Here is a 24243-nt window from a genome sequence, read left to right as displayed (position 1 = left end):
GGCAAAGGTGCAGGTTAGCGCAGCCTTTCCTTGCTGGCGGCGGGGAATTTCGAGGCGTACTTTCAGAGTTGTCGAAAAGTGGAAACAGTCCAATCAGGCACTCCGGGGGACCCGCATGGCGATCATCGAGACCGGGGCGACGCTGCACGCGGCGCACCGCGACAACCACACCCACCGCGACGTGAACGGCGGATGGCTGCGCCCGGCCGTGTTCGGCGCGATGGACGGCCTGGTCTCCAACCTCGCCCTGATGACCGGCGTCGCCGGCGGGTCCGTCTCCCAGCAGACGATCGTCATCACCGGACTCGCGGGCCTCGCGGCCGGCGCCTTCTCGATGGCCGCGGGCGAGTACACCTCCGTCGCCTCGCAGCGCGAGCTCGTCGAGGCGGAACTCGACGTCGAGCGGCGCGAGCTGCGCAAGCACCCCAAGGACGAGGAGCGCGAGCTGGCCGCGCTCTACGAGTCCCGCGGGGTCGAGCCCGAGCTGGCCCGGGAGGTCGCCCGGCAGCTCTCCCGCGATCCCGAGCAGGCCCTGGAGATCCACGCGCGCGAGGAACTCGGCATAGACCCCGGCGACCTGCCCTCCCCGGCCGTCGCCGCCGTGTCCAGCTTCGGCTCGTTCGCACTCGGCGCCCTGCTCCCCGTACTGCCGTATCTGCTGGGCGCGACCGTGCTGTGGCCGGCGCTGCTGCTCGCGGCGCTCGGGCTCTTCGCGTGCGGTGCCGTCGTGGCCAAGGTGACCGCGCGGTCCTGGTGGTTCAGCGGGCTGCGGCAGCTCGCTCTCGGTGGTGCCGCGGCGGGTGTGACGTACGCCCTGGGCAGTCTGTTCGGTGCGGCCGTAGGATGAGGCCTCGATCACCTATGCAAGGGACTGCATAAGTAGTCGTTACCCGGCGGTTTCGATTCCTTAACCACTGGGCATGAGCCGTAAGCGCCGCAGGCAATGACGCCTGCTCCGCATTTCTCGCGGCGGATCACGATCTCCGCCGCGAAACCGGGCCGACGGTCATTGATCTGTCCGCTTAGGTCCCACTTGGGTTCCCGTACCTTCCACCGCCGAGCGCGGTACCCCGCCACGACCCCGTGGTGTCCGCATGTTGGAACGCGGTATCCGGTTCCCGAGAATCGTTCCATCATGTAACCTGCACGAAATTTTGCACCAACAGAGGGCCAACGTCGTCCCTCGGCAGCTGTCTCCCCCCTGAGCCTCAAGGGCCTGGGAGGGACCCCCCGCCCCGACGACGACGGGAGAGCCGATGCGTACGCCGCGCCAGCCGTCCCAGCACTCCACGAACGACCAGAAGTGGTCCTTCATGGATGCTCGCCCTGCTGCGCAGGGTATGTACGACCCCCGCAACGAGCACGACGCCTGTGGCGTCGGCTTCGTGGCCACCCTCACCGGCGAGGCGAGCCACGCGCTGGTCGAGCAGGCGCTCACCGTTCTGCGCAACCTGGAACACCGCGGTGCCACCGGCTCCGAGCCCGACTCGGGCGACGGCGCGGGCATCCTGTCCCAGGTCCCGGACGCCTTCTTCCGCGAGGTGGCCGGATTCGAACTTCCCGCAGCCGGCGCGTACGCGGTGGGCATCGCCTTCCTCCCCGTGGACGGCACGGCCGACGCCGTCTCACGTATCGAGACGATCGCCGCCGAAGAGGGCCTCACCGTCCTCGGCTGGCGCGAGGTCCCGGTCGCCCCCGAACTCCTCGGCGCCACCGCCCGCTCGACGATGCCGGCCTTCCACCAGATCTTCGTGGCCGACGGCGACAGCCAGGGCATCGACCTCGACCGCACCGCGTTCGTGCTGCGCAAGCGCGCCGAGCGCGAGGCCGGGGTCTACTTCCCCTCGCTGTCCGCACGGACCATCGTCTACAAGGGCATGCTGACCACCGGCCAGCTGGAGCCCTTCTTCCCGGACCTGTCCGACCGCCGCTTCGCCTCCGCGATCGCGCTCGTGCACTCCCGGTTCTCCACCAACACCTTCCCGAGCTGGCCGCTCGCCCACCCGTACCGCTTCGTTGCGCACAACGGCGAGATCAACACGGTCAAGGGCAACCGCAACTGGATGGTCGCCCGCGAGTCCCAGCTCGCCTCGGACCTGTTCGGGGACAAGGGCCTCGAGCGGATCTTCCCCGTCTGCACGCCGGACGCCTCCGACTCGGCCTCCTTCGACGAGGTGCTCGAACTCCTGCACCTCGGCGGCCGCTCGCTCCCGCACTCCGTGCTGATGATGATCCCGGAGGCATGGGAGAACCACGCCTCCATGGACCCGGCCCGGCGCGCCTTCTACCAGTTCCACTCCACGATGATGGAGCCCTGGGACGGCCCGGCCTGTGTCACCTTCACCGACGGCAGCCAGGTCGGCGCGGTCCTCGACCGCAACGGTCTGCGCCCCGGCCGCTACTGGGTCACCGACGAGGGTCTCGTCGTCCTCGGTTCCGAGGTCGGCGTCCTCGACATCGACCCCGCCAAGGTCGTCCGCAAGGGCCGCCTCCAGCCCGGCAAGATGTTCCTCGTCGACACCGTCGAGCACCGCATCATCGAGGACGACGAGATCAAGGCCGGCCTCGCCGCCGAGAAGCCCTACGCCGAGTGGCTGGAAGCCGGCGAGATCGAGCTCTCCGACCTCCCCGAGCGCGAGCACATCGTGCACACCCACGCCTCGGTCACCCGCCGCCAGCAGACCTTCGGCTACACCGAGGAAGAGCTGCGGATCATCCTCGCGCCGATGGCCAACACCGCCGGTGAGCCGCTCGGCTCCATGGGCACCGACTCGCCGATCGCCGCGCTCTCGCAGCGCCCGCGTCTGCTGTTCGACTACTTCACCCAGCTCTTCGCACAGGTCACCAACCCGCCGCTGGACGCGATCCGCGAGGAACTGGTCACCTCGCTGCGCTCCTCCCTCGGTCCGGCGAGCAACCTGCTGGAGCCGACCGCCGTCTCCTGTCGCAGCGTCACCCTGCCCTTCCCGGTGATCGACAACGACGAGCTGGCCAAGCTCATCCACATCAACGCCGACGGCGACATGCCCGGCATGAAGGCCGCGACGCTGTCCGGCCTGTACCGGGTCTCCGGCGGCGGCGAGTCCCTCGCCGCCCGCATCGAGGAGATCTGCACCGAGGCCGACGCCGCCATCGAGAACGGCGCCCGGCTGATCGTCCTGTCGGACCGCCACTCCGACGCCGAGCACGCGCCGATCCCCTCGCTGCTGCTCACCTCGGCCGTCCACCACCACCTCATCCGCACCAAGCAGCGCACCCAGGTGGGCCTGCTGGTCGAGGCCGGAGACGTCCGCGAGGTCCACCACGTCGCCCTGCTCATCGGCTTCGGCGCCGCGGCGGTCAACCCCTACCTGGCCATGGAGTCCGTCGAGGACCTGGTCCGCGCCGGCACCTTCCTCCAGGACATCGAGCCCGAGCAGGCCATCCGCAACCTGATCTACGCCCTCGGTAAGGGCGTCCTGAAGGTCATGTCCAAGATGGGCATCTCGACCGTCGCCTCCTACCGCGGCGCCCAGGTCTTCGAGGCCGTCGGCCTGGAGACGGCCTTCGTCGAGAAGTACTTCAACGGCACGGCCACCAAGATCGGCGGCGCCGGTCTCGACGTCGTCGCCAAGGAGGTCGCCGCCCGGCACGCCAAGGCCTACCCGGCCTCCGGCATCGCGCCCGCGCACCGCGCCCTGGACATAGGGGGCGAGTACCAGTGGCGCCGCGAGGGCGAGCCCCACCTGTTCGACCCGGAGACGGTCTTCCGCCTCCAGCACTCGACGCGCTCCGGCAGCTACGAGATCTTCAAGAAGTACACGGGCCGCGTGAACGAGCAGTCCGAGCGCCTGATGACGCTGCGCGGCCTGTTCGGCTTCACCTCGGACCGCACCCCGATCTCCCTCGACGAGGTCGAGCCCGTCTCCGAGATCGTCAAGCGCTTCTCGACCGGCGCCATGTCGTACGGCTCCATCTCCAAGGAGGCGCACGAGACCCTCGCCATCGCCATGAACCAGCTGGGCGGCAAGTCCAACACCGGTGAGGGCGGCGAGGACGCGGACCGGCTGTACGACCCGGCCCGCCGCTCGTCGATCAAGCAGGTCGCCTCCGGCCGCTTCGGCGTGACCAGCGAGTACCTCGTCAACGCCGACGACATCCAGATCAAGATGGCCCAGGGCGCCAAGCCCGGCGAGGGCGGCCAGCTGCCCGGCCACAAGGTCTACCCGTGGGTGGCCAAGACCCGTCACTCCACCCCGGGTGTAGGTCTGATCTCCCCGCCGCCGCACCACGACATCTACTCCATCGAGGACCTGGCTCAGCTGATCCACGACCTCAAGAACGCCAACCCGAAGGCCCGCATCCACGTGAAGCTGGTCTCCGAGGTCGGCGTCGGCACGGTCGCCGCCGGTGTCTCCAAGGCCCACGCGGACGTCGTCCTCATCTCCGGCCACGACGGCGGAACGGGCGCCTCCCCGCTGACCTCCCTCAAGCACGCGGGCGGCCCCTGGGAGCTCGGCCTCGCCGAGACCCAGCAGACCCTGCTGCTCAACGGCCTGCGCGACCGCATCGTCGTCCAGACCGACGGCCAGCTCAAGACCGGCCGCGACGTCGTCATCGCCGCACTGCTCGGCGCCGAGGAGTTCGGTTTCGCGACCGCGCCGCTCGTCGTCTCCGGCTGCGTCATGATGCGCGTCTGCCACCTCGACACCTGCCCGGTCGGCATCGCCACCCAGAACCCGGTGCTGCGCGAGCGGTTCGCCGGCAAGGCCGAGTACATCGTCAACTTCTTCAAGTTCATCGCCGAAGAGGTCCGCGAGATCCTCGCCGAGCTCGGCTTCCGCACCATCGAAGAGGCGGTCGGCCACGCCGAGAACCTCGACGTGGAGCGCGCCATCACCCACTGGAAGGCGCAGGGCCTGGACCTGTCCCCGCTCTTCTACGTGCCCGAACTGCCCGAGGGCGCGGCGCTGCACCAGGTCATCGAGCAGGACCACGGCCTGGAGAAGGCGCTCGACAACGAGCTGATCAAGCTCGCCGCCGACGCGCTGGCCGCGGACTCCGCGACCGACGCCCAGCCGGTCCGCGCCCAGGTCGCGATCCGCAACATCAACCGCACGGTCGGCACCATGCTCGGCCACGAGGTGACGAAGAAGTTCGGCGGCGCGGGCCTGCCCGACGACACCATCGACATCACCTTCACGGGCTCCGCCGGCCAGTCCTTCGGCGCCTTCCTGCCGCGCGGTGTCACGCTGCGCCTGGAGGGCGACGCCAACGACTACGTCGGCAAGGGCCTCTCCGGCGGCCGGGTGATCGTCCGTCCCGACCGGGGCGCCGACCACCTCGCCGAGTACTCGACCATCGCGGGCAACACCATCGCGTACGGCGCGACGGGCGGCGAGCTCTTCCTGCGCGGCCGCACCGGCGAGCGCTTCTGCGTCCGCAACTCCGGCGCGACGGTGGTCTCCGAGGGCGTGGGCGACCACGGCTGCGAGTACATGACCGGCGGTCGCGCGGTCGTCCTCGGCGAGACGGGCCGCAACTTCGCGGCCGGCATGTCCGGCGGTGTCGCCTACGTGATCGACCTCGACCGCGACAACGTGAACATCGGCAACGTGGACGCCGTCGAGGAACTCGACGACACCGACAAGCAGTGGCTGCACGATGTCGTGCGCCGGCACGCGGAGGAGACCGCCTCGACGGTCGCCGAGAAGCTGATCGCCGAGTGGCCCGCGGCCGTGGAGCGCTTCAGCAAGATCATTCCCAGCACGTACAAGGCAGTGCTCGCCGCCAAGGACGCCGCCGAGCGAGCCGGACTCAACGAGTCCGAGATCACCGAGAAGATGATGGAGGCGGCGACCAATGGCTGATCCCAAGGGCTTTCTGAACCACGGCCGTGAGGTCGCCAGGTCCCGGCCGGTCGAGGAGCGCCTCAAGGACTGGAACGAGGTCTACGTTCCGGGCTCGCTGCTCCCGATCATCTCCAAGCAGGCCTCGCGCTGCATGGACTGCGGCATCCCGTTCTGCCACAACGGCTGTCCGCTGGGCAACCTGATCCCCGAGTGGAACGACTACGCGTACCGCGAGGACTGGCAGGCCGCCTCCGAGCGCCTGCACGCCACGAACAACTTCCCGGAGTTCACGGGCCGGCTGTGCCCCGCCCCGTGTGAGTCGGCGTGTGTGCTCGGCATCAACCAGCCCGCCGTGACCATCAAGAACGTCGAGGTCTCGATCATCGACAAGGCGTGGGACACGGGCGATGTCGCCCCGCAGATCCCCGAGCGCCTGTCGGGCAAGACCGTCGCGGTCATCGGTTCCGGTCCCGCCGGTCTCGCGGCCGCACAGCAGCTCACCCGTGCCGGTCACACGGTCGCGGTGTACGAGCGCGCCGACCGCGTAGGCGGCCTGCTGCGCTACGGCATCCCCGAGTTCAAGATGGAGAAGCGGCACATCAACCGCCGCATCGAGCAGATGCGCGCGGAGGGCACCCGCTTCCGCACGGGCATCGAGATCGGCCGCGACCTCAAGGCGACGGACCTGCGCAAGCGGTACGACGCCGTGGTCATCGCCGCCGGTGCCACGACCGCCCGTGACCTGCCCGTCCCCGGGCGGGAGCTGAGCGGCATCCACCAGGCCATGGAGTACCTGCCGCTGGCCAACAAGGTGCAGGAGGGCGACTTCGTGGCGCCCCCGATCACCGCCGAGGGCAAGCACGTCGTGGTCATCGGCGGCGGCGACACGGGCGCGGACTGCGTGGGCACCGCCCACCGCCAGGGCGCGGCCTCGGTCACCCAGCTGGAGATCATGCCGCGGCCGGGCGAGGAGCGTAACCCGGGCCAGCCCTGGCCGACGTTCCCGATGCTCTACAAGGTCACCTCCGCGCACGAGGAGGGCGGTGAGCGGGTCTACTCCGTCAACACCACCCACTTCGAGGGCGACGAGGACGGCAACGTCCAGTGGCTGCACCTGGTCGAGGTAGAGTTCACCGGCGGCAAGCTGAACCAGAAGCCGGGCACGGAGCGAAAGATCCCCGCCCAGCTGGTGACGCTGGCGATGGGCTTCACCGGCACGGACGTCGAGAACGGCGTGGTCTCCCAGTTCGGTCTTGAGCTCGACGAGCGCGGCAACATCGCCCGCGACGCCGACTTCGCGACCAACGTTCCCGGCGTGTACGTCGCCGGTGACGCGGGCCGCGGCCAGTCCCTCATCGTCTGGGCCATCGCGGAGGGCCGCTCGGCCGCCCGCGGTGTCGACCGCTTCCTCACCGGAGCGAGCGACCTGCCGGCCCCGATCCGTCCGACGGACCGCTCGCTGATGGTCTGACCCCTGAACGCGTGACCTGACGGTCACTCAAAAACGTCCCGCACAAAGGCGTGCGGAACACGAGACGGCGCCTGCCTCACTGTCCCCGACCGGACGACCTGGCAGGCGCCGCCGCATGCCCGGGTGCTTCTCCCGCTTACGGCACGCGGTACGTCTCGCCGTACACCTTCCACCGCAGCGGTGTGTGCAGGTCGAGGTTCCCGTCGTAGAGGAACTGGCGCTGGGCCGTGTCGATGCGCGTGGTGTCGCGCTTCGGGTTCTTGGCTTTCATCGCCTCGCGGCGGATGTCCAGGAAGATGTCGAGGTACGCCTTCTCGTCGCCGCCGTCGGAAGGCAGGTTCGCCTCGCGCATGGCGCGCTCGCGCAGCCCGTAGAAGCTGTTGTCGCTGGTGCCGGGACCGTGCAGCACCATGGCGTCGTAGTAGATGAACTGGCCGAGCGTACCGAGACCGTCGAGCTTGGCGAGCCGGACGGCGGGGTCGAAGTAGACGCTGTCGCGTTCGTGGTCCTGGGCCTCGCGGAAGGCGGCGAGGGTGGCCTCGTGGCGCCAGGCCGCGGGAAAGCCCGGGTCCAGGCCCTCGTGGGAGTCCGTGCCGTCGACCTTGCGCAGGGCCGGGAGATAGCGGGCGAGCCCGTTGTCCGGGTGCTCCTTGGTGTAGCGCTCGACCAGGGTGAGCAGGTCGTGGGTGCCGGTGCAGAAGCCGACGACGCCCGCCGTGTAGCCCTGGCCGTCACCGATGTCCTCGATGTAGCGGTACGCCTCGTGCCACTTCAGCGTGGAGTTCTCGGCGCTCGCCACGATCTCCTGCGCCAGCTCCTTCTTGTCCGGAGCGGCGAGGCCCGCCGGCGCGTCGGCGACGACCTCGTCGTCGGCCGTCCGCTCGGCCTTGGCCTTGTCCTTCTCGCGGGCCTGCCGCGACACGGACGCCGAGCCCTTGGCGTCGGCCGTGGCCGTGTGCTCGGGCGTGGCGAAGTAGGCCGCCGCCGTGACCAGCACGGGGACGACGGCGAACAACAGGCAACCCGCACGTTTCATGACGCACAGGGTACGCAGGGAAGGCGTACAGGTGAGGAAGCCGGGGTGCAGCACGCCTGTGCCCTTCGGGGCGGCAGGCATGCGCCACCCCGGGCAGGCCACCCGACGGCCGCCCGGGGCGCGGCCCGTCGGGCGCCCTGGCAGGGCCCGCGCTTCGCCCGCGCGGGGCCGGACACGGGTGCGGGCAGGGGCTGTTGCCAGTCCCGCGACGCTGGGACCGCAGGAAGCGCCGCGGCGGGCGTGCCGCCGCCCGCCCCCGTGCTAAACGGAGCCGTTCCTCAGAGCCGACACCTTGAGCACCGCGAGGACCACCAGCAGTGTGAGGAGCCCCACGCAGACGGCCGCCTGGACCGGTGCCCGCCAGCGGTTGCGGGGCACGTACGCGAAGGCCGCCGTCACGACCGCGCCCGCCAGCAGGCCGCCCAGGTGGCTCTGCCAGGACGTGAGCCCCGCCGAGATCAGCAGCCAGATCAGCAGACCCCCCATGAACCGGTTGACGCCCCCCATGTCCGCGCCGAGCCGGCGGGCCATCACGTAGTACGCGGCGCCGATGCCGAAGATCGCGCCCGACGCGCCGAGCGTGTGCTCGTCCGGGGCGATCAGCAGCACGAGGACCGAGCCGCCGAGCGCCGACAGCAGATACAGGGCGAGGTAGCGGACCCGGCCGAGCTGGGCCTCGACGGTCCTGCCGATGTTCCACAGCGCGAACATGTTCATCGCGATATGAGCGATGCCGAAGGTGCCCCCGGTGGGCGGCAGATGCAGGAACGCGCCGGTCAGCAGCCGGTACCACTCCCCGTTGACCAGGCCTTCCGCGTGGTAGTCCGAGGAGTGCACGGCGTCCCAGAGATAGTGGATCCCGTCCCCGTCCACCAGGCCCGCGCCGAGCATCTCGAACCGGTCCACGACCGACGAGCGCAGCAGTTCGGCCAGGTAGGCCAGCAGATTGAGGCCGATGAGGGCGTACGTCACCGCGGGCACCGTCGAGATCCGGCCGCCGAAGGCCGTACGGGCCTGCCGGACGGACTTCGCGCCCTCCTTCACGCACTCCACGCACTGATGGCCGACGGCCGCCTCGCGCATGCAGCTCGGGCATATGTAGCGGTCGCAGCGGGTGCAGCGCACATGCGACTCCACCTTGGGGTGGCGGTAGCAGGTGGTGACGGCGGACTCGGACTCCACGGCCGGCTCCTCGGAACGCACGGGTAAGGGGTATCGGTGAGCCGGTGGGGACGGCGAAGATCAAAATAGCGACACTTCGGTCGGAGAGGAACGGCAGGGTCCGCGCGAGCGCCGGCCGGATGTGCGCTCCGACGTGACCCTGGCGTCGCGCATCCCCGCGCGAAAGGAGCACCGCATGGCCGGACCGGCCTCGTCGCGGCCACCGATCGTCCCAACACTCCACCCATGACGCCCCGTTGGCTTCGGCGGGGCGGCATGCCACCCTGGTGGGCCGAGGGGAGCGGCGTATGGGCGCACGAGAGATCGAGTCCGGCCGGACCGGCGGACCTTCGGTGAACGGAGCCCCCGGGAGCGGGACTTCGCAGGCCGTCGGCCCCGCGGGGACCACGCGAGCCCGCCGCGCGGCCGAGACGGGCAAGGGTGAGCGGCTCGCCGACTGGGCCGACGGACGGCTGGGCGTGTACACCCTGGCCAAGGCCAATATGCGCAAGGTCTTCCCGGACCACTGGTCGTTCATGCTGGGCGAGGTCTGCCTCTACAGCTTCCTCGTCCTGATCATCACCGGCGTCTATCTCACCCTGTTCTTCGAGCCGAGCGGCGTCGAGGTCGTCTACCACGGCTCGTACGGGCCGCTGAACGGCATCATCATGACGCGGGCGTACGAGTCCACGCTCGACATCAGCTTCGACGTGCGCGGTGGTCTGCTGATCCGGCAGATCCACCACTGGGCGGCGCTCGTCTTCCTCGCCGGGATGCTTGTGCACATGATGCGGGTGTTCTTCACCGGCGCGTTCCGCAAGCCGCGCGAGGTCAACTGGCTGTTCGGCTGGACCCTGCTGATGCTCGGCCTCATCACCGGACTGACCGGCTACTCGCTCCCCGACGACCTGCTCTCCGGCACCGGCGTCCGCTTCGCCCAGGGCGCCATCCTGTCGATCCCGGTCGTGGGGACGTACATCTCCTTCTTCCTCTTCGGAGGGGAGTTCCCGGGGCACGACATCATCCCGAGGTTCTTCCCCATCCATGTCCTGCTGCTGCCGGGCATCATGCTGGGACTGGTCGTCGCCCACCTGATCCTGGTCTTCTACCACAAGCACACGCAGTACCCGGGGCCCGGACGCGACCAGAAGTCGGTCGTCGGCATGCCGTTCATGCCGGTCTACATGGCCAAGGCCGGCGGCTTCTTCTTCCTGGTCTTCGGGGTCCTGTCGATCATGGGCGCGATCGCCACCGTCAACCCCGTATGGGCCTTCGGTCCCTACCGCCCCGACCTGGTGACCACCGGCGCCCAGCCCGACTGGTACCTCGGGTTCTCCGAGGGACTGATCCGGGTGATGCCGGGATGGGAGATCAACGCCTTCGGCCACACACTCCAGCTGGGCGTCTTCATCCCCTTCTCGCTCTTTCCGCTCATCATGACCGCCATCGCCGTCTACCCCTTCATCGAGGCATGGGTCACCGGCGACAAGCGCGAGCACCACATCCTGGACCGGCCGCGCAACGTGCCCACCCGCACCGCCCTCGGCGTCGCCTGGCTGACGCTGTACGCCGTCCTGCTGGTCGGCGGCGGCAACGACCTGTGGGCCACCCACTTCCATCTGTCGATCAACGCGATCACCTGGTTCGTCCGCGTCGCCGTATTCGCCGGGCCCGCACTCGCCTACGTCGTCACGAAACGGGTCTGCCTCGGGCTGCAACGCGCCGACCACGACAAGGTGTTGCACGGCCGCGAGTCCGGCCTCATCAAGCTCCTGCCGCACGGCGAGTACGTCGAGGTCCACGAACCGCTCACCCCGGCACAGCGGTTCACCCTCACCCAGCACGAACAGGCGCCGCCCTACGAGGTGGGCCCGCTCGTCGACGCGAACGGCGTCGTCCGCCGGGTCGGCCCCGCCCGGAGACTGCGCGCCCGGCTGGCGCGCGCCCTGTACGGGCCCGGCACCCGGATCCCGAAGCCGACGGCGAAGGAGTACCGGGAACTCACGAGCGGGGACGACCACCACTGAGACCGGCCAGCGCCTCGGCCCTGCAATCGGCCGGGGTGCCCCAGGCCGTCCGCAGGGCGCGCGCCTTGGTGAACCAGAGGGACAGGTCGTACTCGGCCGTGTAGCCGATCGCGCCGTGCAGCTGCAGCGCAGTCCGGGCCATGGCGTACGCGGCCTCGCCCGCCGTGACCTTCGCGGCGGCCACGTCCGCCGGTGCCATCGACAGCGCGGCGCCGAACAGCAGCGGGCGCGCGAACTCCAGGGCGATCATCGCGTCCGCGAGCCGGTGCTTGACCGCCTGGAACGAGCCGACGGGAACACCGAACTGCGTGCGCTGCCCGACGTATTCGACGGTCCGGTCGAGGAGCGCGAGACCGACCCCGAGGGCCTGCGCGGCGGTGGCGAGCCGGGCCCAGGTCAGAGCCCGGCCGACGGCGCGGGTGACCTGCGGGCCCGTGGCCAGGAGTTCACCGCCGGCCTCCGGCAGGGCGAGCCGCCGGGCCCGGTCCACGGACGCCCGCACCGGGCCGTGGCCGGGCGCGAGCCGCAGACCGTCGCCGTCCACCGCGAGCAGCACCGTCGCCGCGTCCGCGTCCAGCGCGTACCCGCCGGCCGGAGCGAGCGTGGCGACGCTCTTGCCCGAGGCCAGCCCCGGCAGCAACCGCTCGGCCGGGCCCGGTTCACCCGACCCGCCCAGTTCGCTCAGCAGGACGGCCGAGGCGATCGTCTCCACCACCGGACCCGGAACCGCGTGCCGCCCCAACTCCAGGAACGCGACCGTCAGTTCTACGGGCAGCGGGCCCACCCCCTCGTACGCCTCCGGGACGGCCAGCGCGAAGACCCCCGCGTCGGCGAGCCGCGACCACAGGGACCGCCCGGGCGCGTGGTCGCCGTCGGCCCACGCCCGTACGGCCGACGGCGTGTCCGTGGAGGTCAGCATCGCGTCCAGGGAGGCGGCGAAGGCGCGCTGTTCGGCGTCGAGGAGGAAGCGCATCAGCGGCGGCCCTTCGGGAGGCCGAGCAGCCGCTCGGCGATGATGTCGCGCTGGATCTCGTTGGTGCCCGCGTAGATGGGGCCGGCGAGCGAGAACACATGGCCTTCGGCCCACTCGGTGTCCGCCAACTCGCCCTCGGCGCCCAGCAGATCGAGCGCCGTCTCGTGCAGTGCGATGTCGAGCTCCGACCAGAACACCTTGTTCAGACTGGACTGCGGACCGATGTCCCCCACTCTCGGCTCCGCTCGAGCGGGGGCGCCCCCACTCCCCTCGAGGAACCGGGAGGCGTTGGCGTACGTGAAGAGCTGGTAGGCGCGGGCGCCGATCACCGCGTCGGCCACGCGATCGCGCAGGGCCGAGTCGGAGGGGTCGCCGTGGCTGCGCCACAACGCGGCCAGCCGGTGGGCGGCGGCCAGGAAACGGCCCGGCGAACGCAGCATCAGACCGCGTTCGTTGCCCGCCGTCGACATCGCCACCCGCCAGCCCTGCCCCGGCTCGCCGATCACGTCCTCGTCGGGGACGAACACCTCGTCCAGGAACAGCTCCGCGAAGGCCGGCCTGCCGTCCAGGCGCCCGATGGGGCGGACCGTCACGCCCGGCGCGCGCAGGTCGAACATCAGATACGTCAGGCCCTGGTGGGGCTTCGGCAGACCCGGCTCGCTGCGGAACAGGCCGAACGCGCGGTCGGCGAACGCGGCCCGCGACGACCACGTCTTGTGCCCCTTCAAACACCAGCCGCCGTCCGTGCGCACCGCACGCGACCTCAGCGACGCCAGGTCCGAACCCGCCTCGGGCTCGGACCACGTCTGCGCCCAGACCACCTCCCCCGTCGCCATCGGCGGCAGCACCCGCGCGCGCTGCTCCGCGGTGCCGTGGTCGAAGAGGGTCGGCGCGAGGAGGCTGATGCCGTTCTGCCCGACCCGGCCGGGCGCGCCCGCCGCGTGGTACTCCTCCTCGAAGGCCAGCCAGCGCACGAGGTCCGCGTCCCGGCCGCCGTACTCCGCCGGCCACGACACCACCGACCAGCGGTCCGCAGCCAGTTCGGCCTCCCACGCGCGATGCGCGGCGAAGCCCTCCGCGGTCTCCAGGGAGGGCAGCGCAGTCGTCGGGACATGGGCGTCCAGCCAGGTACGGGCCTCGGCACGGAACGCCTCCTCGGCGGGGGAGCGGGTGAGATCCATCGGCGGCACCTTTCGGCGGCGGGCTCCGGACGGCGTTGGCCCGGGGCGGGCGGCGGCCCCCGGGGAGGGGCGGGGCTTCCCGGGGCTCGGGAGAGGGGCCCGGGAGTGACGACAAGCTTCCCTAACAAGTGTTTGGTAGGTTAGCTTGGGGTCATGAGCGACGTCGAGAGTCCGGCGTACGTACCCGGGCACGGGCTGCTGAAGGGCCGCACCGCCGTCATCACCGCCGCGGCGGGCGCAGGCATCGGCGGAGCCACGGCACGCCGGTTCCTGGAGGAGGGTGCGCGCGTCCTGATCAGCGACGCGCACACCCGCCGGCTCAAGGAGACCGCCGAGACCCTGGCAGCGGAGTTCGGCCCCGCCGAGGTGACCGCACTGCCCTGCGACGTCACCGCCGAGGACCAGGTCCAGGCCCTCTTCGACACCGCCGCCGACCTCCACGGCCGACTGGACATCGTCGTCAACAACGCCGGCCTCGGCGGCACCTCACCCCTCGTCGACATGACCGACGAACAGTGGTCGAAGGTCCTCGACGTGACCCTGACCGGCACGTTCCGCTGCACCCGCGCGGCGCTGCGGCGGCTCAAGGAGCGCGGCCACCGCGGAGTCGTCGTCAACAACGCCTCCGTCGTCGGCTGGCGCGCCCAGTCCGGGCAGGCCCACTACGCCGCCGCGAAGGCAGGCGTCATGGCGCTCACCCGCTGCGCCGCGATCGAGGCCGCCGCGTACGGGGTACGGGTCAACGCCGTCTCACCCAGCCTCGCCATGCACCCCCACCTGGTGAAGGTCACCACCCCCGAACTGCTGGAGGAACTGACCGCCCGCGAGGCCTTCGGCCGGTACGCCGAACCCTGGGAGGTCGCCAACGTGATCGTGTTCCTCGCCTCCGGCTACTCCTCGTATCTGACCGGCGAGGTCGTGTCCGTGAGCAGCCAGCACGCATAGGACGACAATGACCGTGTGCCTACCAAGAAGAAGCCCCTGGTGACCGCCACCCCGGAGCGTCGCCGCGAACTGCTCGGCACCGCCGCCGAGGTGTTCGCCGAACAGGGCTACAACGCCACCACCGTCCGCAAGATCGCGGACGAGGCCGGGATGCTCGCGGGCAGTCTCTACTACCACTTCGACTCCAAGGAATCGATGCTGGAGGAGATCCTGCGGACCTTCCTCGACGAGCTCTGGGACGGCTACGACACCGTCCTGGACTCCGAACTCGGCCCCCGGGAAACCCTGGAGGCACTGGTCACCGAATCCTTCCGGGAGATCGACCGGCACCGCGCGGCCGTCGCCATCTACCAGAAGGAGGCCCGGCACCTCGCCGCACAGCAGCGCTTCGCCTTCCTCGCCGAGTCCCAGCGCAACTTCGAGAAGGCGTGGCTGAGCACCCTGGAACGCGGAGTCGACGCCGAGGTCTTCCGGGCCGACCTCGACATCCGTCTCACCTACCGGTTCGTCCGCGACACCGTGTGGGTCGCCGCCTCCTGGTACCGGCCCGGCGGTCAGCACAGCCCGGAGGAGATCGCCCGGCAGTACCTGTCGATGGTGCTCGACGGCATCTCCGTCCGCGAGGAGCCGTAAGCGAACCACCCGCGAACCACCCACGTCCGCAAGGGAGTCGTCATGGCCGAGGCCTACATCGTCGAAGCGGTCCGCACGCCCGTCGGGCGGCGCGGGGGAGGGCTGAGCGGGGTCCACCCGGCCGACCTCGGCGCGCACGTGCTCAGGGCCCTGGTCGAACGGTCCGGCGTGGACCCGGCCGCCGTGGAGGACGTCGTCTTCGGCTGCCTGGACACGGTCGGACCGCAGGCCGGGGACATCGCCCGCACCAGCTGGCTGGCGGCCGGACTGCCCGAGGAGGTGCCGGGCGTCACCGTCGACCGGCAGTGCGGTTCCTCCCAGCAGGCCGTGCACTTCGCCGCCCAGGGCGTCCTGTCCGGCACCCAGGACCTGGTCGTCGCCGGCGGCGTGCAGAACATGAGCCAGATACCCATCGCCTTCGCCTCCCGCCGGGCCGCCGAACCGCTCGGCCTCACCGAGGGCCCCTTCGCGGGCAGCGAGGGCTGGCGCGCCCGCTACGGCGACCGCCCCGTCAACCAGTTCCACGGCGCCGAACTCATCGCCGCCAAATGGGGCATCAGCCGCCGCGACCAGGAGGAGTTCGCCCTCCGCTCCCACCAGCGGGCGATCCGCGCCGTCGACGAGGGCCGCTTCGCCCGCGAGACCGTCGCCCACGGCGAGGTCACGGTCGACGAGGGCCCCCGCCGGGACACCACCCTCGAGAAGATGGCGGCCCTGAACCCGGTAGTCGAGGGCGGCACCATCACCGCCGCCTGCTCCTCCCAGGTGTCCGACGGCGCCGCCGCGATGCTGCTCGCCTCCGAGCGCGCGGTCCGCGAACACGGCCTGACCCCCCGCGCCCGCGTGCACCACCTCTCGGTGCGCGGCGAGGATCCCATCCGGATGCTCTCGGCCCCCATCCCGGCCACCGCGTACGCCCTGAAGAAGACCGGCATGTCCATCGGCGACATCGATCTCGTCGAGATCAACGAGGCCTTCGCCCCGGTCGTCCTCGCCTGGCTCAAGGAGACCGGCGCCGACCCGGAGAAGGTCAACGTCAACGGCGGCGCGATCGCCCTCGGCCATCCCCTCGGCGCCACGGGCGTGCGGCTGATGACGACCCTGCTGCACGAACTGGAGCGCACCGGCGGCCGGTTCGGACTCCAGACGATGTGCGAGGGCGGCGGCCAGGCGAACGTGACGATCATCGAACGGCTCTGAGGAACGGGCGTCCACCCCCTGCCCCGGGCGCTCACCCGTCCGGGCCGGCAGGGGCGTCCCCTGCCGTGAGGGCCGGGTCGGCCGTGCGGGGAAGGGCGTCGAGCGTCGCGAGGGCCTGCGCCATCACCCGCTCGACCAGTTCCGCGCAGGACGGGAGATCCTCGATCACCCCCGCGACCTGTCCCGACGCCATCACGCCGAGATCCGTCCGGCCGTCCACCATCGACGACTTGAGGAGCATCGGGGTGTTGGCGGCGAGCAGGACCTGACTCCACGACAGGTCCCTGCCGTGCTTCATGGCCAGGCCGTCGCGGATCATCCGGGACCAGGACAGCCCGGAGATCCGCCGGAATCCGGCCGCGCGGCGCACGGCCTGGACGAGTGCCCTCGTACGGCCTGCACCCTCCAGGGCGTCGACGAGCTCACTGCGCAGCATGCGGTGCGGCAGCCCGTCGACAGCCGTCGTCACGGTGACGTCCTTCACCGTCGCCGCCAGATACCTCGCCTTCACCGCGTCGGGGACGGTCGAGTCGGAGGTCAGCAGGAAACGCGTGCCCATCGCGATGCCCGCCGCGCCGTAGGCCAGCGCCGCCACCAGCCCCCGCCCGTCGTGGAAGCCGCCCGCCGCCACCACCGGAATGTCCACGGCGTCCACCACCTGCGGCAGCAGCACGCTCGTCGCCACCTCCCCGGTGTGCCCGCCGCCCTCGCCGCCCTGCACGATCACCGCGTCGGCCCCCCAGGCGGCCACCTTCTCGGCATGCCGCCGGGCGCCGACGGACGGCACGACGATCACGCCCGCCTCCTTCAGCGAGGCGATCAGCTCGCGGGAGGGGGCGAGCGCGAACGACGCGACGCGCACGCCCTCCTCCACGATGATCCGCACCCGGTCGCCCGCGTCCCCGGCGTCGGCGCGCAGATTCACACCGAAGGGCCGGTCCGTACGGGACTTGACCTCCCGCACCGCGTCGCGGAGCCGGTCGAGTGTCATCGTCGCGGAGGCCAGGATGCCCAGCGCGCCCGCGTTCGCCGTCGCCGAGACCAGACGGGGCCCGGCCACCCAGCCCATACCCGTCTGCACGATGGGATGCCGGACACCGACGAGCCCGGTCAGCGCGGTCTCCATCAGCGCCCACCCCCACGCGAACGGCCGGGCACGTCCCGGTCGCGCCGGCCGCCGCCTTCGTCGGGTGCTTCCCGGTCTCGTGCTGCGTCGGCCCCGTCGGGTGACTCCCGGTCTCGTGCTGCGTCGGCCCCGCCGGGTGTCTCCCGGTCTCCTGCGGTGCCTGCCCGGCCGGGTGTCGCCCGGGCCCGTGCGCCGCTCTCCGGATCGGGCACCTCCCGGTTCCGCAGACCCTTCGGGTCGATCACCGTGCGGATCAACTCCAGCTCCTCCGAGGTCGGTTCACGGGTGAACGGCACCTCGTCCGGGATCGTCAGCTCGAACCCCGTCGCCTCCCCGACCTCCTCGGCGGTGACACCCGGGTGCACGGACACCAGCCGCATCGAGTGGTCGGGCGTCGCGAAGTCGAGGACGGCGAGGTCGGTCACCACCCGGGGGAGGCGATGGAAGCGGGTGGCGCTCGGCCCGGCGGCGGCGGCCCGGTCGTACCCCACCCCGCACACCATGTCGACCCGCTCCACGAAGACGCGCGGGGAATGCTTGGGGATCCAGTAACTGGTCGGATTATTAAGGGTGTTGACCGGGGCACCGCGCACGCCGAGCAGCTGCCGCCGGGGCCGGGACCAGTCGCCGACGCAGGAGATGTTCTGGTTGCCGAAGCGGTCGATCTGGCTCGCGCCCATCATCACGTGCCGCCGCCCGCCGGTCACCGCGGTCAGATGTCTGCGGTACGGCAGCCAGCCCTCCGGGGTGCCGTCGAGGCCGACGAGCAGCGCCTCGCCGTCGGTCAGCAGCAGGTCGGGCGAGAAGGTGCGCCGGGCCAGCCGGGCGCCGATGGACGGGATCAGGCCCATGGGGCTGGCGAGCACCTCGCCGTTGTCCCGCCAGGCCTCGGCGCAGGCGATCACGCAGTACTCGGCTCGGTCGGCGCTCACTGGTCCCCCTCCCTCTGCCAGGCCTGGACGGCGCTCTGATAGGCGTGTTCGCCGCCGCCGAGGAACCGCTCGGCGAACTCGGCGTACGGCGTGGTCGCGTACAGCTTCTGGAAGGCCTCGTCCCGCCCGTAGTCCGGGACGCACGAGGTGAAGTGCGCGCCGTTCGGTGTCTCCACCACGCCCGTCACGGACGACCGCTGGAGCAGCAGGGTCTGCGGCGCGGCCTCCTTGGTCAGCTCCGCCGTGTCGACGATCCGCTCGCAGGAGACGTACGCCGTGTCCGCGGCCTCGCAGAACAGGTCGTCGAAGTACGGGTCCGGGCCCAGGTACTGGCCGTTGCCCAGGCGGTCCGCCCGGTTCAGGTGGACCAGGGCCGCGTCCATACGCAGCGCGGGCATCGCGACGAGCTCCTCCCGTATCCCCGAGGCCGGGTCGGGATACGGCGAAGTGATCGTCCGCAGGCCCGGGTTGACCCGCATCACGTCCGAGCCGAGACCCGCGCGCACCGGGAGGAACGGCAGCCGGTTCGCCGCCGCGTGCAGGCCCCACATGAACATCGCCTCGTCCACCTCCGTCAGCTCGAACGCGCCGCGCTCGCGGGCCGCGCGGTAGTGCGGTTCGAGCGGGATGGAGTCGAGCGTCGCGAACGCGGTGACGAGCGTGCGGATCCGTCCCGCGGCGGCCAGCAGCCCGACGTCCGGGCCGCCGTACGCGACGACGGTGAGATCGGTGATCTCGGTGCGGAGCAGTGCTCTCACCAGGGCCATCGGCTTGCGGCGCGAGCCCCACCCGCCGATGCCGAGGGTCATCCCGCTCTCCAGCCGACCGACGACGTCCTGCGCCGACATGGTCTTGTCGCTCACCGGGGGGCCTCCTTGCCGAAGGTGTCGCGGACGCGGTCGGCCACTCCGGCGAGATTGGCCTCGAAGGTGAAGCCCTGCTCGAAGCGGTAGCTGCGGCGCACGTCGACGGGGTCGATGCCGTTGATGGCGGCCTTGGCGAGCCGGATGAGATGCCCGTCCTTGGCCGCTATCTCGCGCGCCAGCTCCAGTGCGGCCGCCCGCAGTTCCTCGCGCGGTACGACCCGCCACACCGAGCCGTGCGTGTGCAACTCGGCCGCGGTCGCCGTGCGCGAGGTGTAGTACAGGGCGCGCATCAGATGCTGGGGGACGAGCCGGGCCAGATGCGTGGCCGCGCCGAGCGCCCCGCGGTCCAGCTCGGGCAGGCCGAAGGTGGCGTCCTCGCTCGCCACGATCGCGTCCGCGTTCCCCACGAGCCCTATGCCGCCGCCCAGGCAGAAGCCGTGCACCGCCGCGACGACGGGCACCTCGCACTCGTACACCGCCGCGAAGGCCTCCGCGCAGCCGCGGTTGGCGCCGATCAGCGCGCCGTGACCGGTGGTGTCGCGCTGCATCTCCTTGATGTCGACGCCCGCGTTGAAACCGCGTCCCTCGGCTGCGAGGACGACACAGCGGATCCCGGGGTCGCGGCCCGCCGCGCGCACGGCCTCGGCGAGGTCGAACCAGCCCCGCACCGGCAGTGCGTTCACCGGCGGGAAGTCGACCGTGACGACGGAAATCCCCTTTTCCGGGGACGAGGTGGAGACACCCATGGGCACATCAGCTACCTTTCCACCAAACGTTTGTTAGGTGTGATGCGAAGCTAGCAGCGATCGCGGCCGCGCGGGAGGCCCTGTGGACAACGCGGACACCATGGATGGCGGAGCCGCCGCCGTGGACCTCGACGGCCGGACCGTCGTCGTCACCGGCGGCACCCGAGGAGTCGGCGCGGGCATCGCACGGGCCTTCGCACGGGCCGGCGCCCACGTCGTGGTCTGCGCCCGCCGACCGCCCGAAATCCCCCTCGAAGACGCCGACTTCGTCCCCGTCGACCTGCGCGACCCGGCCGCCGTGAGGACCTTCTTCGACGCTCTGCCCCGGCTCGACGTCCTGGTCAACAACGCGGGCGGCGCCCCCTACCGGCCGCTGGCCGAGGCGGACGCCGAGCGGCATGCCCGGGTGATCGAGCTCAACCTCACCGCCCCGCTCACCGCGTCGATCGCCGCGTACGAACATCTCAGGCGGGCCCGGGGCTCCATCGTGATGATCGGCAGCGTCAGCGGGTCGCGCCCCTCTCCCGGTTCGGCGGCCTACGGTGCGGCCAAGGCCGGACTGGAGAACCTGGCCCGTTCGATGGCCGTCGAGTGGGCGCCCGAGATCCGGGTCAACACCCTGGTCGTCGGCATGGTCCACACCGAACTCGCCCATCTGCACTACGGCGGCGAGGACGGCGTCGCAGCCGTCGCCCGCACCGTCCCGCTGGGCCGCCTCGCCCGGCCGTCCGACGTCGGCGCCGCAGCCGTCTTCCTCGCCTCGGACGCCGCCGCCTACATCAGCGGCGCCTCGATCCTCGTCCACGGAGGCGGGGAGCGGCCCGCCTTCCTCGACGCCGCCACCGCCAACAAGGACCAGCAGGGAGAAGCGGGATGAGCGCACGATTGCTGTGTGAGGGGCGGGTCGTGATCGTCACTGGCGCGGGCCGCGGACTGGGCAGGGCGCACGCGCTGGCGTATGCCGCCGAGGGCGCCCGGCTCGTCGTGAACGACCTCGGCGTCGGTCTCGACGGCACCCCCGGACCGGACAGCCCGGCCCGGCAGGTGGCCGAGGAGATCCGCGCGGCGGGCGGCGAAGCGGTGGCCCACGGCGGCGACATCGCCACGACCGAGGGCGCCGCCTCCGTCGTCCGCGCCGCCCTGGAGACGTACGGGCGTCTCGACACGCTGGTCAACAACGCCGGGTTCCTGCGCGACCGGATGCTGGTCAACCTCGACGAGGACGACTGGGACGCCGTGATGCGGGTCCATCTGAAGGGACACTTCCTGCCGCTCCAGCAGGCGGCGGCGCACTGGCGGGCGGAAGCGAGGGCGGGCCGCGCGCCCGACGCCCGGGTCGTCAACACCAGCAGCGGAGCGGGCCTGCTGGGGTCGGTCGGGCAGGGCAACTACAGCGCCGCCAAGGCCGGCATCCTCGCTCTGACGCTGGTCGCGGCCGCCGAGATGGGACGGTACGGCGTCCACGTCAACGCCATCGCCCCGGCCGCCCGCACCCGGATGACCGAGCGGACCTTTGCCGACACCATGTCCGCCCCCGGCAGCGGCTTCGACGCCATGGCCCCCGGCAATGTCTCGCCGCTGGTCGTCTGGCTCGGTTCGGCCGCGAGCGCCGGGGTCACCGGCCGCGTCTTCGAGACCGAGGGCGGCCGGATCACCGTGATGGAGGGCTGGCGGCCGGGCCCGAGCGCCGACAACGGGGCCCGGTGGACCCCGGCGGAGGCCGGCGAAACCGCCAGGAAACTCCTGACGGCGGCGCAGACTCCGGGGGCGGTGTACGGCGCACGGTAGGAGGCTCGGCGCATCCCGCCGGTCCGGCGCCGGGCTCTGCGGGGTAGGGCGCCCCGCGGGGACGGGTGGGTGCTTCGGGCCGGCTGACGGCGCCCTGCGGGCAGCCGCGGGAGGGGAGTTGGGCCCGATGAATTCGCGGGTGGAGCGGTGCGGTGCTGTCTGCTGCCGTGCGGGGTGGTGCGTGTGGTGCTGTCTGCGGCGGTGCGGTGTGGTGCCGTGTGCGGCGGTGCGTGCGGGGTGGCGCATGCGGTGCGGGTTGTGCGGTCGGCCCGGACGGTGCGGTGTAGTGCGGATCGGGCGTGCGGTGCGTGGGGGCGGCCTGGACGGTGCGGTGTAGGGCGGGTCGGGAGTGCGGTGCGTGGGGGCGGCGCGGACCGTGCGGTGCGTGGGTCGGCGTGGGGGCCGTACGGGCGGTAGGTGCTCGCGGCCGACGGGGGTGCGAGCGGCCGGACCGCCCGCGGGCCCCGGCGTTCAGCGTCCGGGGCGTGTCGTGCTCGCCTTCAGAAGGGTGGTGATCTCCGCGTGGCCGGTCTGGAGGTCGTCGCCGGCGAAAGGCCGTCCCTGAGCGTCCAGGAGCTGGACCTCGATGGTCATGCCCTCGGGTGACGGGTGACGGTGGGTGACCCAGGGGTGGCCGGGGCCGTGCGTGCGGGCCAGGCTCCCGCGGAGTTCGGCCTCGATGCCGACGCCGAGCAGGCGGCGGGCCTCCGCCAGCGCCTCGCCCCGCGCCCCCGCCCCGTGTGCGAGCAGGGCCCGTACACAGCCGACGGAGCCCCGGTGCGCGGCCGTCACCAGCGGGGGCTCGCCCGCCGGGCCGGGCCGGTCGGGGTCCGCGCCCGCCATGAGGAGCGCCTCCGCCACGGCGGTGTGAACCCGCCGCAGCGCCCAGGTCAGGGCGGTGAACCCGAACGCTTCCACGGTGTCCGGGTTCGCCCCGGCCGCGAGCAGGGCGCGGACCACCTCCCTGTGACCACCGCAGGCCGCGCCGCACAGGGGAGCGTCCGTGCCCAGGCTGAGGCGGTCGGGCTCGGCGCCGCCGGCCAGCAGCAGCCGCACGATGCCCGGCCGGTCGCTCACCGCCGCCAGGTACAGGGCGCTCTGGCCGTCCTCGTCGACCGCCTCGGCGCTCACTCCCGCGCGCAGCAGCCGTACGACCGCGTCCTCGTCCCCCTCGTACAGGGCGGGGAAGAGTCGTGCGGTCGGGTCGTTCGCGCTCATCCTTCGACCCTCGCTCGCCATGGACCCGCGAGGCAAAGACTTTTGGGGTGTTCTGCCTCACCCGCACCCCTCGGGTGGCAGCGCTCGCCCCTGACCCGCCCACGGCTCGTCCGTTACGTGTCGCACTCCAGGACCGTCCGGCACAGCGCGCAGCGTGCCCGCACCCGGCCGCGCACCGGCACCCTGATGCGCTGGTGGCAGGTCGGGCACGGGAAGGACACGCGCAGCGGGCCGCGGTCGTCGGGCGCGAAGGTGTAGGGGACGCCGGAGTGGTCGAGGGTGTGGTGGTCCTGGGCGTGGCGGCGGTCCCTGGCGTAGCGGCGGCGGCCCGCCCAGCCCGCCGCGGTCAGCGGGGGCTGCTGCTCGTCGCGGCGGGCCAGCGTCATGCCCTTCGTGTACGCGGTGTACGCCTGCGGGCTGGTGAACCACACCGAGGGGTCCTCGCCGAAGACCAGGGCGCGCTTGGCGAGGACGTAACCGAACTCCTCCGGGGTCAGGTACCCGAGCTTCTGCGAGGACGCGGCGTCCTCGCGGTAGGCGTCGAGGAGGAGCCAGCCCGCGCCGAGGTAGGTGGCGGCCGTGTCGGTGAGGATCTCGTTGTCGCGGGTGCCGGGGAACGCGAGGTCGAGGCGGTGCAGATAGACGTGCATCACCTCGTGGGCGAGGGCGGCGCCGATGTCCCTGCGGTGGGTGCGGAAGCGGTCGTTCAGCTCGATGAAGTACTCGGGTCCCGCGGCGAGTTCGACGTGCGCCGCGTGGGTCATCTCGCGGAAGCCGACGATCATCCGGGCGTCCGGCAGCCGGTAGTGCAGCACCATCTCGCGGGCCACGCGCTGGGCGCCCAGATGCAGGTCGTCGACGTCGGCGAAGGCCACGTCGGCGGGGGCGACGCTGGTCGCGAAGGTGTGGATGGTGTCGTACGAGAGCCTCTTGTAGAGCGCGGTGATCGACGCCCGCACCGTGTCCAGATGCGGGTAGCCGTGCTCGACGGGTCCGCCGTTCGCCACGCCCGCACCCCCAGAAGACGCCGGAACTCCTCTCCACTGTAAGCGGGGTTCCTCCCGGTGGCGGGGGGCGCGGTGGCGGGTTGGGGCGGCGGCTGGCCGGAA

At 71.6% G+C, this 24243-nt stretch carries 18 protein-coding genes and 1 pseudogene; 9 read left to right on the top strand and 10 right to left on the bottom strand.

All coding sequences use genetic code 11. The annotated features are described in order from the left end of the window. Positions 1-115: 115 nt before the first annotated feature. The 3 genes from ACFYR3_RS01575 to ACFYR3_RS01565 all read left to right on the top strand — a co-directional run bounded on the left by ACFYR3_RS01575 (position 116) and on the right by ACFYR3_RS01565 (position 7302). Positions 116-847 carry a VIT1/CCC1 transporter family protein gene (locus tag ACFYR3_RS01575; RefSeq protein ID WP_355855934.1) on the top strand — a complete coding sequence of 244 codons (732 nt, stop codon included), beginning with the start codon at positions 116-118 and terminating at the stop codon, positions 845-847. Between the two features lie 409 nt (positions 848-1256). Continuing rightward, complete coding sequence (gene gltB, locus ACFYR3_RS01570; RefSeq protein WP_389280986.1) at positions 1257-5849, top strand: glutamate synthase large subunit; 4593 nt, start codon at positions 1257-1259, stop codon at positions 5847-5849. After that, complete coding sequence (locus tag ACFYR3_RS01565) at positions 5842-7302, top strand: glutamate synthase subunit beta (protein ID WP_389280984.1); 1461 nt, start codon at positions 5842-5844, stop codon at positions 7300-7302. The genes gltB and ACFYR3_RS01565 overlap by 8 nt, the downstream gene beginning before the upstream one ends. A 136-nt stretch (positions 7303-7438) precedes the next feature. On the opposite strand, the gene ACFYR3_RS01560 is transcribed toward ACFYR3_RS01565, so the two are convergent. Beyond that, positions 7439-8338 carry a chitosanase gene (locus ACFYR3_RS01560; RefSeq protein ID WP_355855925.1) on the bottom strand — a complete coding sequence of 300 codons (900 nt, stop codon included), beginning with the start codon at positions 8336-8338 and terminating at the stop codon, positions 7439-7441. Positions 8339-8599: 261 nt separating this feature from the next. Further along, positions 8600-9520 carry a rhomboid family intramembrane serine protease gene (locus tag ACFYR3_RS01555; RefSeq protein ID WP_355855922.1) on the bottom strand — a complete coding sequence of 307 codons (921 nt, stop codon included), beginning with the start codon at positions 9518-9520 and terminating at the stop codon, positions 8600-8602. Between the two features lie 287 nt (positions 9521-9807). Between ACFYR3_RS01555 and ACFYR3_RS01550 the strand changes: the two genes are divergently transcribed. Further along, positions 9808-11526 (top strand): cytochrome bc complex cytochrome b subunit, encoded by a 1719-nt coding sequence (locus ACFYR3_RS01550; RefSeq protein ID WP_356781859.1) that lies wholly within the window; start codon positions 9808-9810, stop codon positions 11524-11526. On the opposite strand, the gene ACFYR3_RS01545 is transcribed toward ACFYR3_RS01550, so the two are convergent. Beyond that, a complete protein-coding gene (locus ACFYR3_RS01545) occupies positions 11501-12499 on the bottom strand; it encodes an acyl-CoA dehydrogenase family protein (protein WP_355855916.1) in 999 nt (332 codons plus the stop codon). The genes ACFYR3_RS01550 and ACFYR3_RS01545 overlap by 26 nt on opposite strands. Further along, positions 12499-13680, bottom strand: coding sequence for an acyl-CoA dehydrogenase family protein (locus tag ACFYR3_RS01540; RefSeq protein ID WP_389280981.1), 1182 nt, complete (start codon positions 13678-13680; stop codon positions 12499-12501). The genes ACFYR3_RS01545 and ACFYR3_RS01540 overlap by 1 nt, the downstream gene beginning before the upstream one ends. Before the next feature lie 153 nt (positions 13681-13833). On the opposite strand from ACFYR3_RS01540, the gene ACFYR3_RS01535 reads away from it, so the two are divergent. The 3 genes from ACFYR3_RS01535 to ACFYR3_RS01525 are packed head-to-tail and all read left to right on the top strand — an operon-like array spanning position 13834 to position 16458. After that, positions 13834-14625 carry an SDR family oxidoreductase gene (locus ACFYR3_RS01535; protein ID WP_355855910.1) on the top strand — a complete coding sequence of 264 codons (792 nt, stop codon included), beginning with the start codon at positions 13834-13836 and terminating at the stop codon, positions 14623-14625. Positions 14626-14640: 15 nt separating this feature from the next. After that, positions 14641-15258, top strand: coding sequence for a TetR/AcrR family transcriptional regulator (locus ACFYR3_RS01530; RefSeq protein ID WP_355855907.1), 618 nt, complete (start codon positions 14641-14643; stop codon positions 15256-15258). Positions 15259-15300: 42 nt separating this feature from the next. Beyond that, a complete protein-coding gene (locus ACFYR3_RS01525) occupies positions 15301-16458 on the top strand; it encodes an acetyl-CoA C-acetyltransferase (protein ID WP_355855904.1) in 1158 nt (385 codons plus the stop codon). Positions 16459-16489: 31 nt separating this feature from the next. On the opposite strand, the gene ACFYR3_RS01520 is transcribed toward ACFYR3_RS01525, so the two are convergent. From ACFYR3_RS01520 to ACFYR3_RS01505, 4 genes and pseudogenes are all read right to left on the bottom strand, one after another. Continuing rightward, positions 16490-17584 carry a nitronate monooxygenase gene (locus tag ACFYR3_RS01520; RefSeq protein ID WP_355855901.1) on the bottom strand — a complete coding sequence of 365 codons (1095 nt, stop codon included), beginning with the start codon at positions 17582-17584 and terminating at the stop codon, positions 16490-16492. 209 nt (positions 17585-17793) lie between these two features. Further along, positions 17794-18537: pseudogene (locus ACFYR3_RS01515) on the bottom strand (CoA-transferase subunit beta); the annotation flags it as partial. Next, positions 18513-19379, bottom strand: coding sequence for a CoA-transferase (locus ACFYR3_RS01510; RefSeq protein ID WP_355855898.1), 867 nt, complete (start codon positions 19377-19379; stop codon positions 18513-18515). The gene ACFYR3_RS01510 and the pseudogene ACFYR3_RS01515, both read right to left, overlap by 25 nt. Beyond that, on the bottom strand, positions 19376-20128 hold the full coding sequence (locus tag ACFYR3_RS01505) for an enoyl-CoA hydratase family protein (RefSeq protein ID WP_355855896.1): 753 nt from the start codon (positions 20126-20128) through the stop codon (positions 19376-19378). The genes ACFYR3_RS01510 and ACFYR3_RS01505 overlap by 4 nt, the downstream gene beginning before the upstream one ends. A 121-nt stretch (positions 20129-20249) precedes the next feature. Between ACFYR3_RS01505 and ACFYR3_RS01500 the strand changes: the two genes are divergently transcribed. Together ACFYR3_RS01500 and ACFYR3_RS01495 are read left to right on the top strand one after the other, a co-directional pair. After that, positions 20250-21005 carry an SDR family oxidoreductase gene (locus ACFYR3_RS01500; protein ID WP_355856004.1) on the top strand — a complete coding sequence of 252 codons (756 nt, stop codon included), beginning with the start codon at positions 20250-20252 and terminating at the stop codon, positions 21003-21005. Continuing rightward, positions 21002-21916: an SDR family oxidoreductase gene (locus ACFYR3_RS01495; protein ID WP_355855893.1), complete on the top strand. Its 915-nt coding sequence runs from the start codon at positions 21002-21004 to the stop codon at positions 21914-21916. The genes ACFYR3_RS01500 and ACFYR3_RS01495 overlap by 4 nt, the downstream gene beginning before the upstream one ends. A gap of 471 nt (positions 21917-22387) precedes the next feature. On the opposite strand, the gene ACFYR3_RS01490 is transcribed toward ACFYR3_RS01495, so the two are convergent. Continuing rightward, complete coding sequence (locus ACFYR3_RS01490; RefSeq protein WP_389280977.1) at positions 22388-23134, bottom strand: ankyrin repeat domain-containing protein; 747 nt, start codon at positions 23132-23134, stop codon at positions 22388-22390. A gap of 113 nt (positions 23135-23247) precedes the next feature. Continuing rightward, the gene (locus tag ACFYR3_RS01485; RefSeq protein ID WP_355855887.1) at positions 23248-24141 is read right to left on the bottom strand and encodes a hypothetical protein; all 894 of its coding nucleotides are present in this window, start codon (positions 24139-24141) and stop codon (positions 23248-23250) included. Between the last annotated feature and the right edge of the window lie 102 nt (positions 24142-24243).

It is taken from the genome of Streptomyces sp. NPDC005784, assembly GCF_042871525.1.
GTDB lineage: Bacteria > Actinomycetota > Actinomycetes > Streptomycetales > Streptomycetaceae > Streptomyces.
The sequence above is the reverse complement of the archived record's forward strand: the minus strand, read 5'-3'. Positions and strand labels throughout refer to the sequence as shown.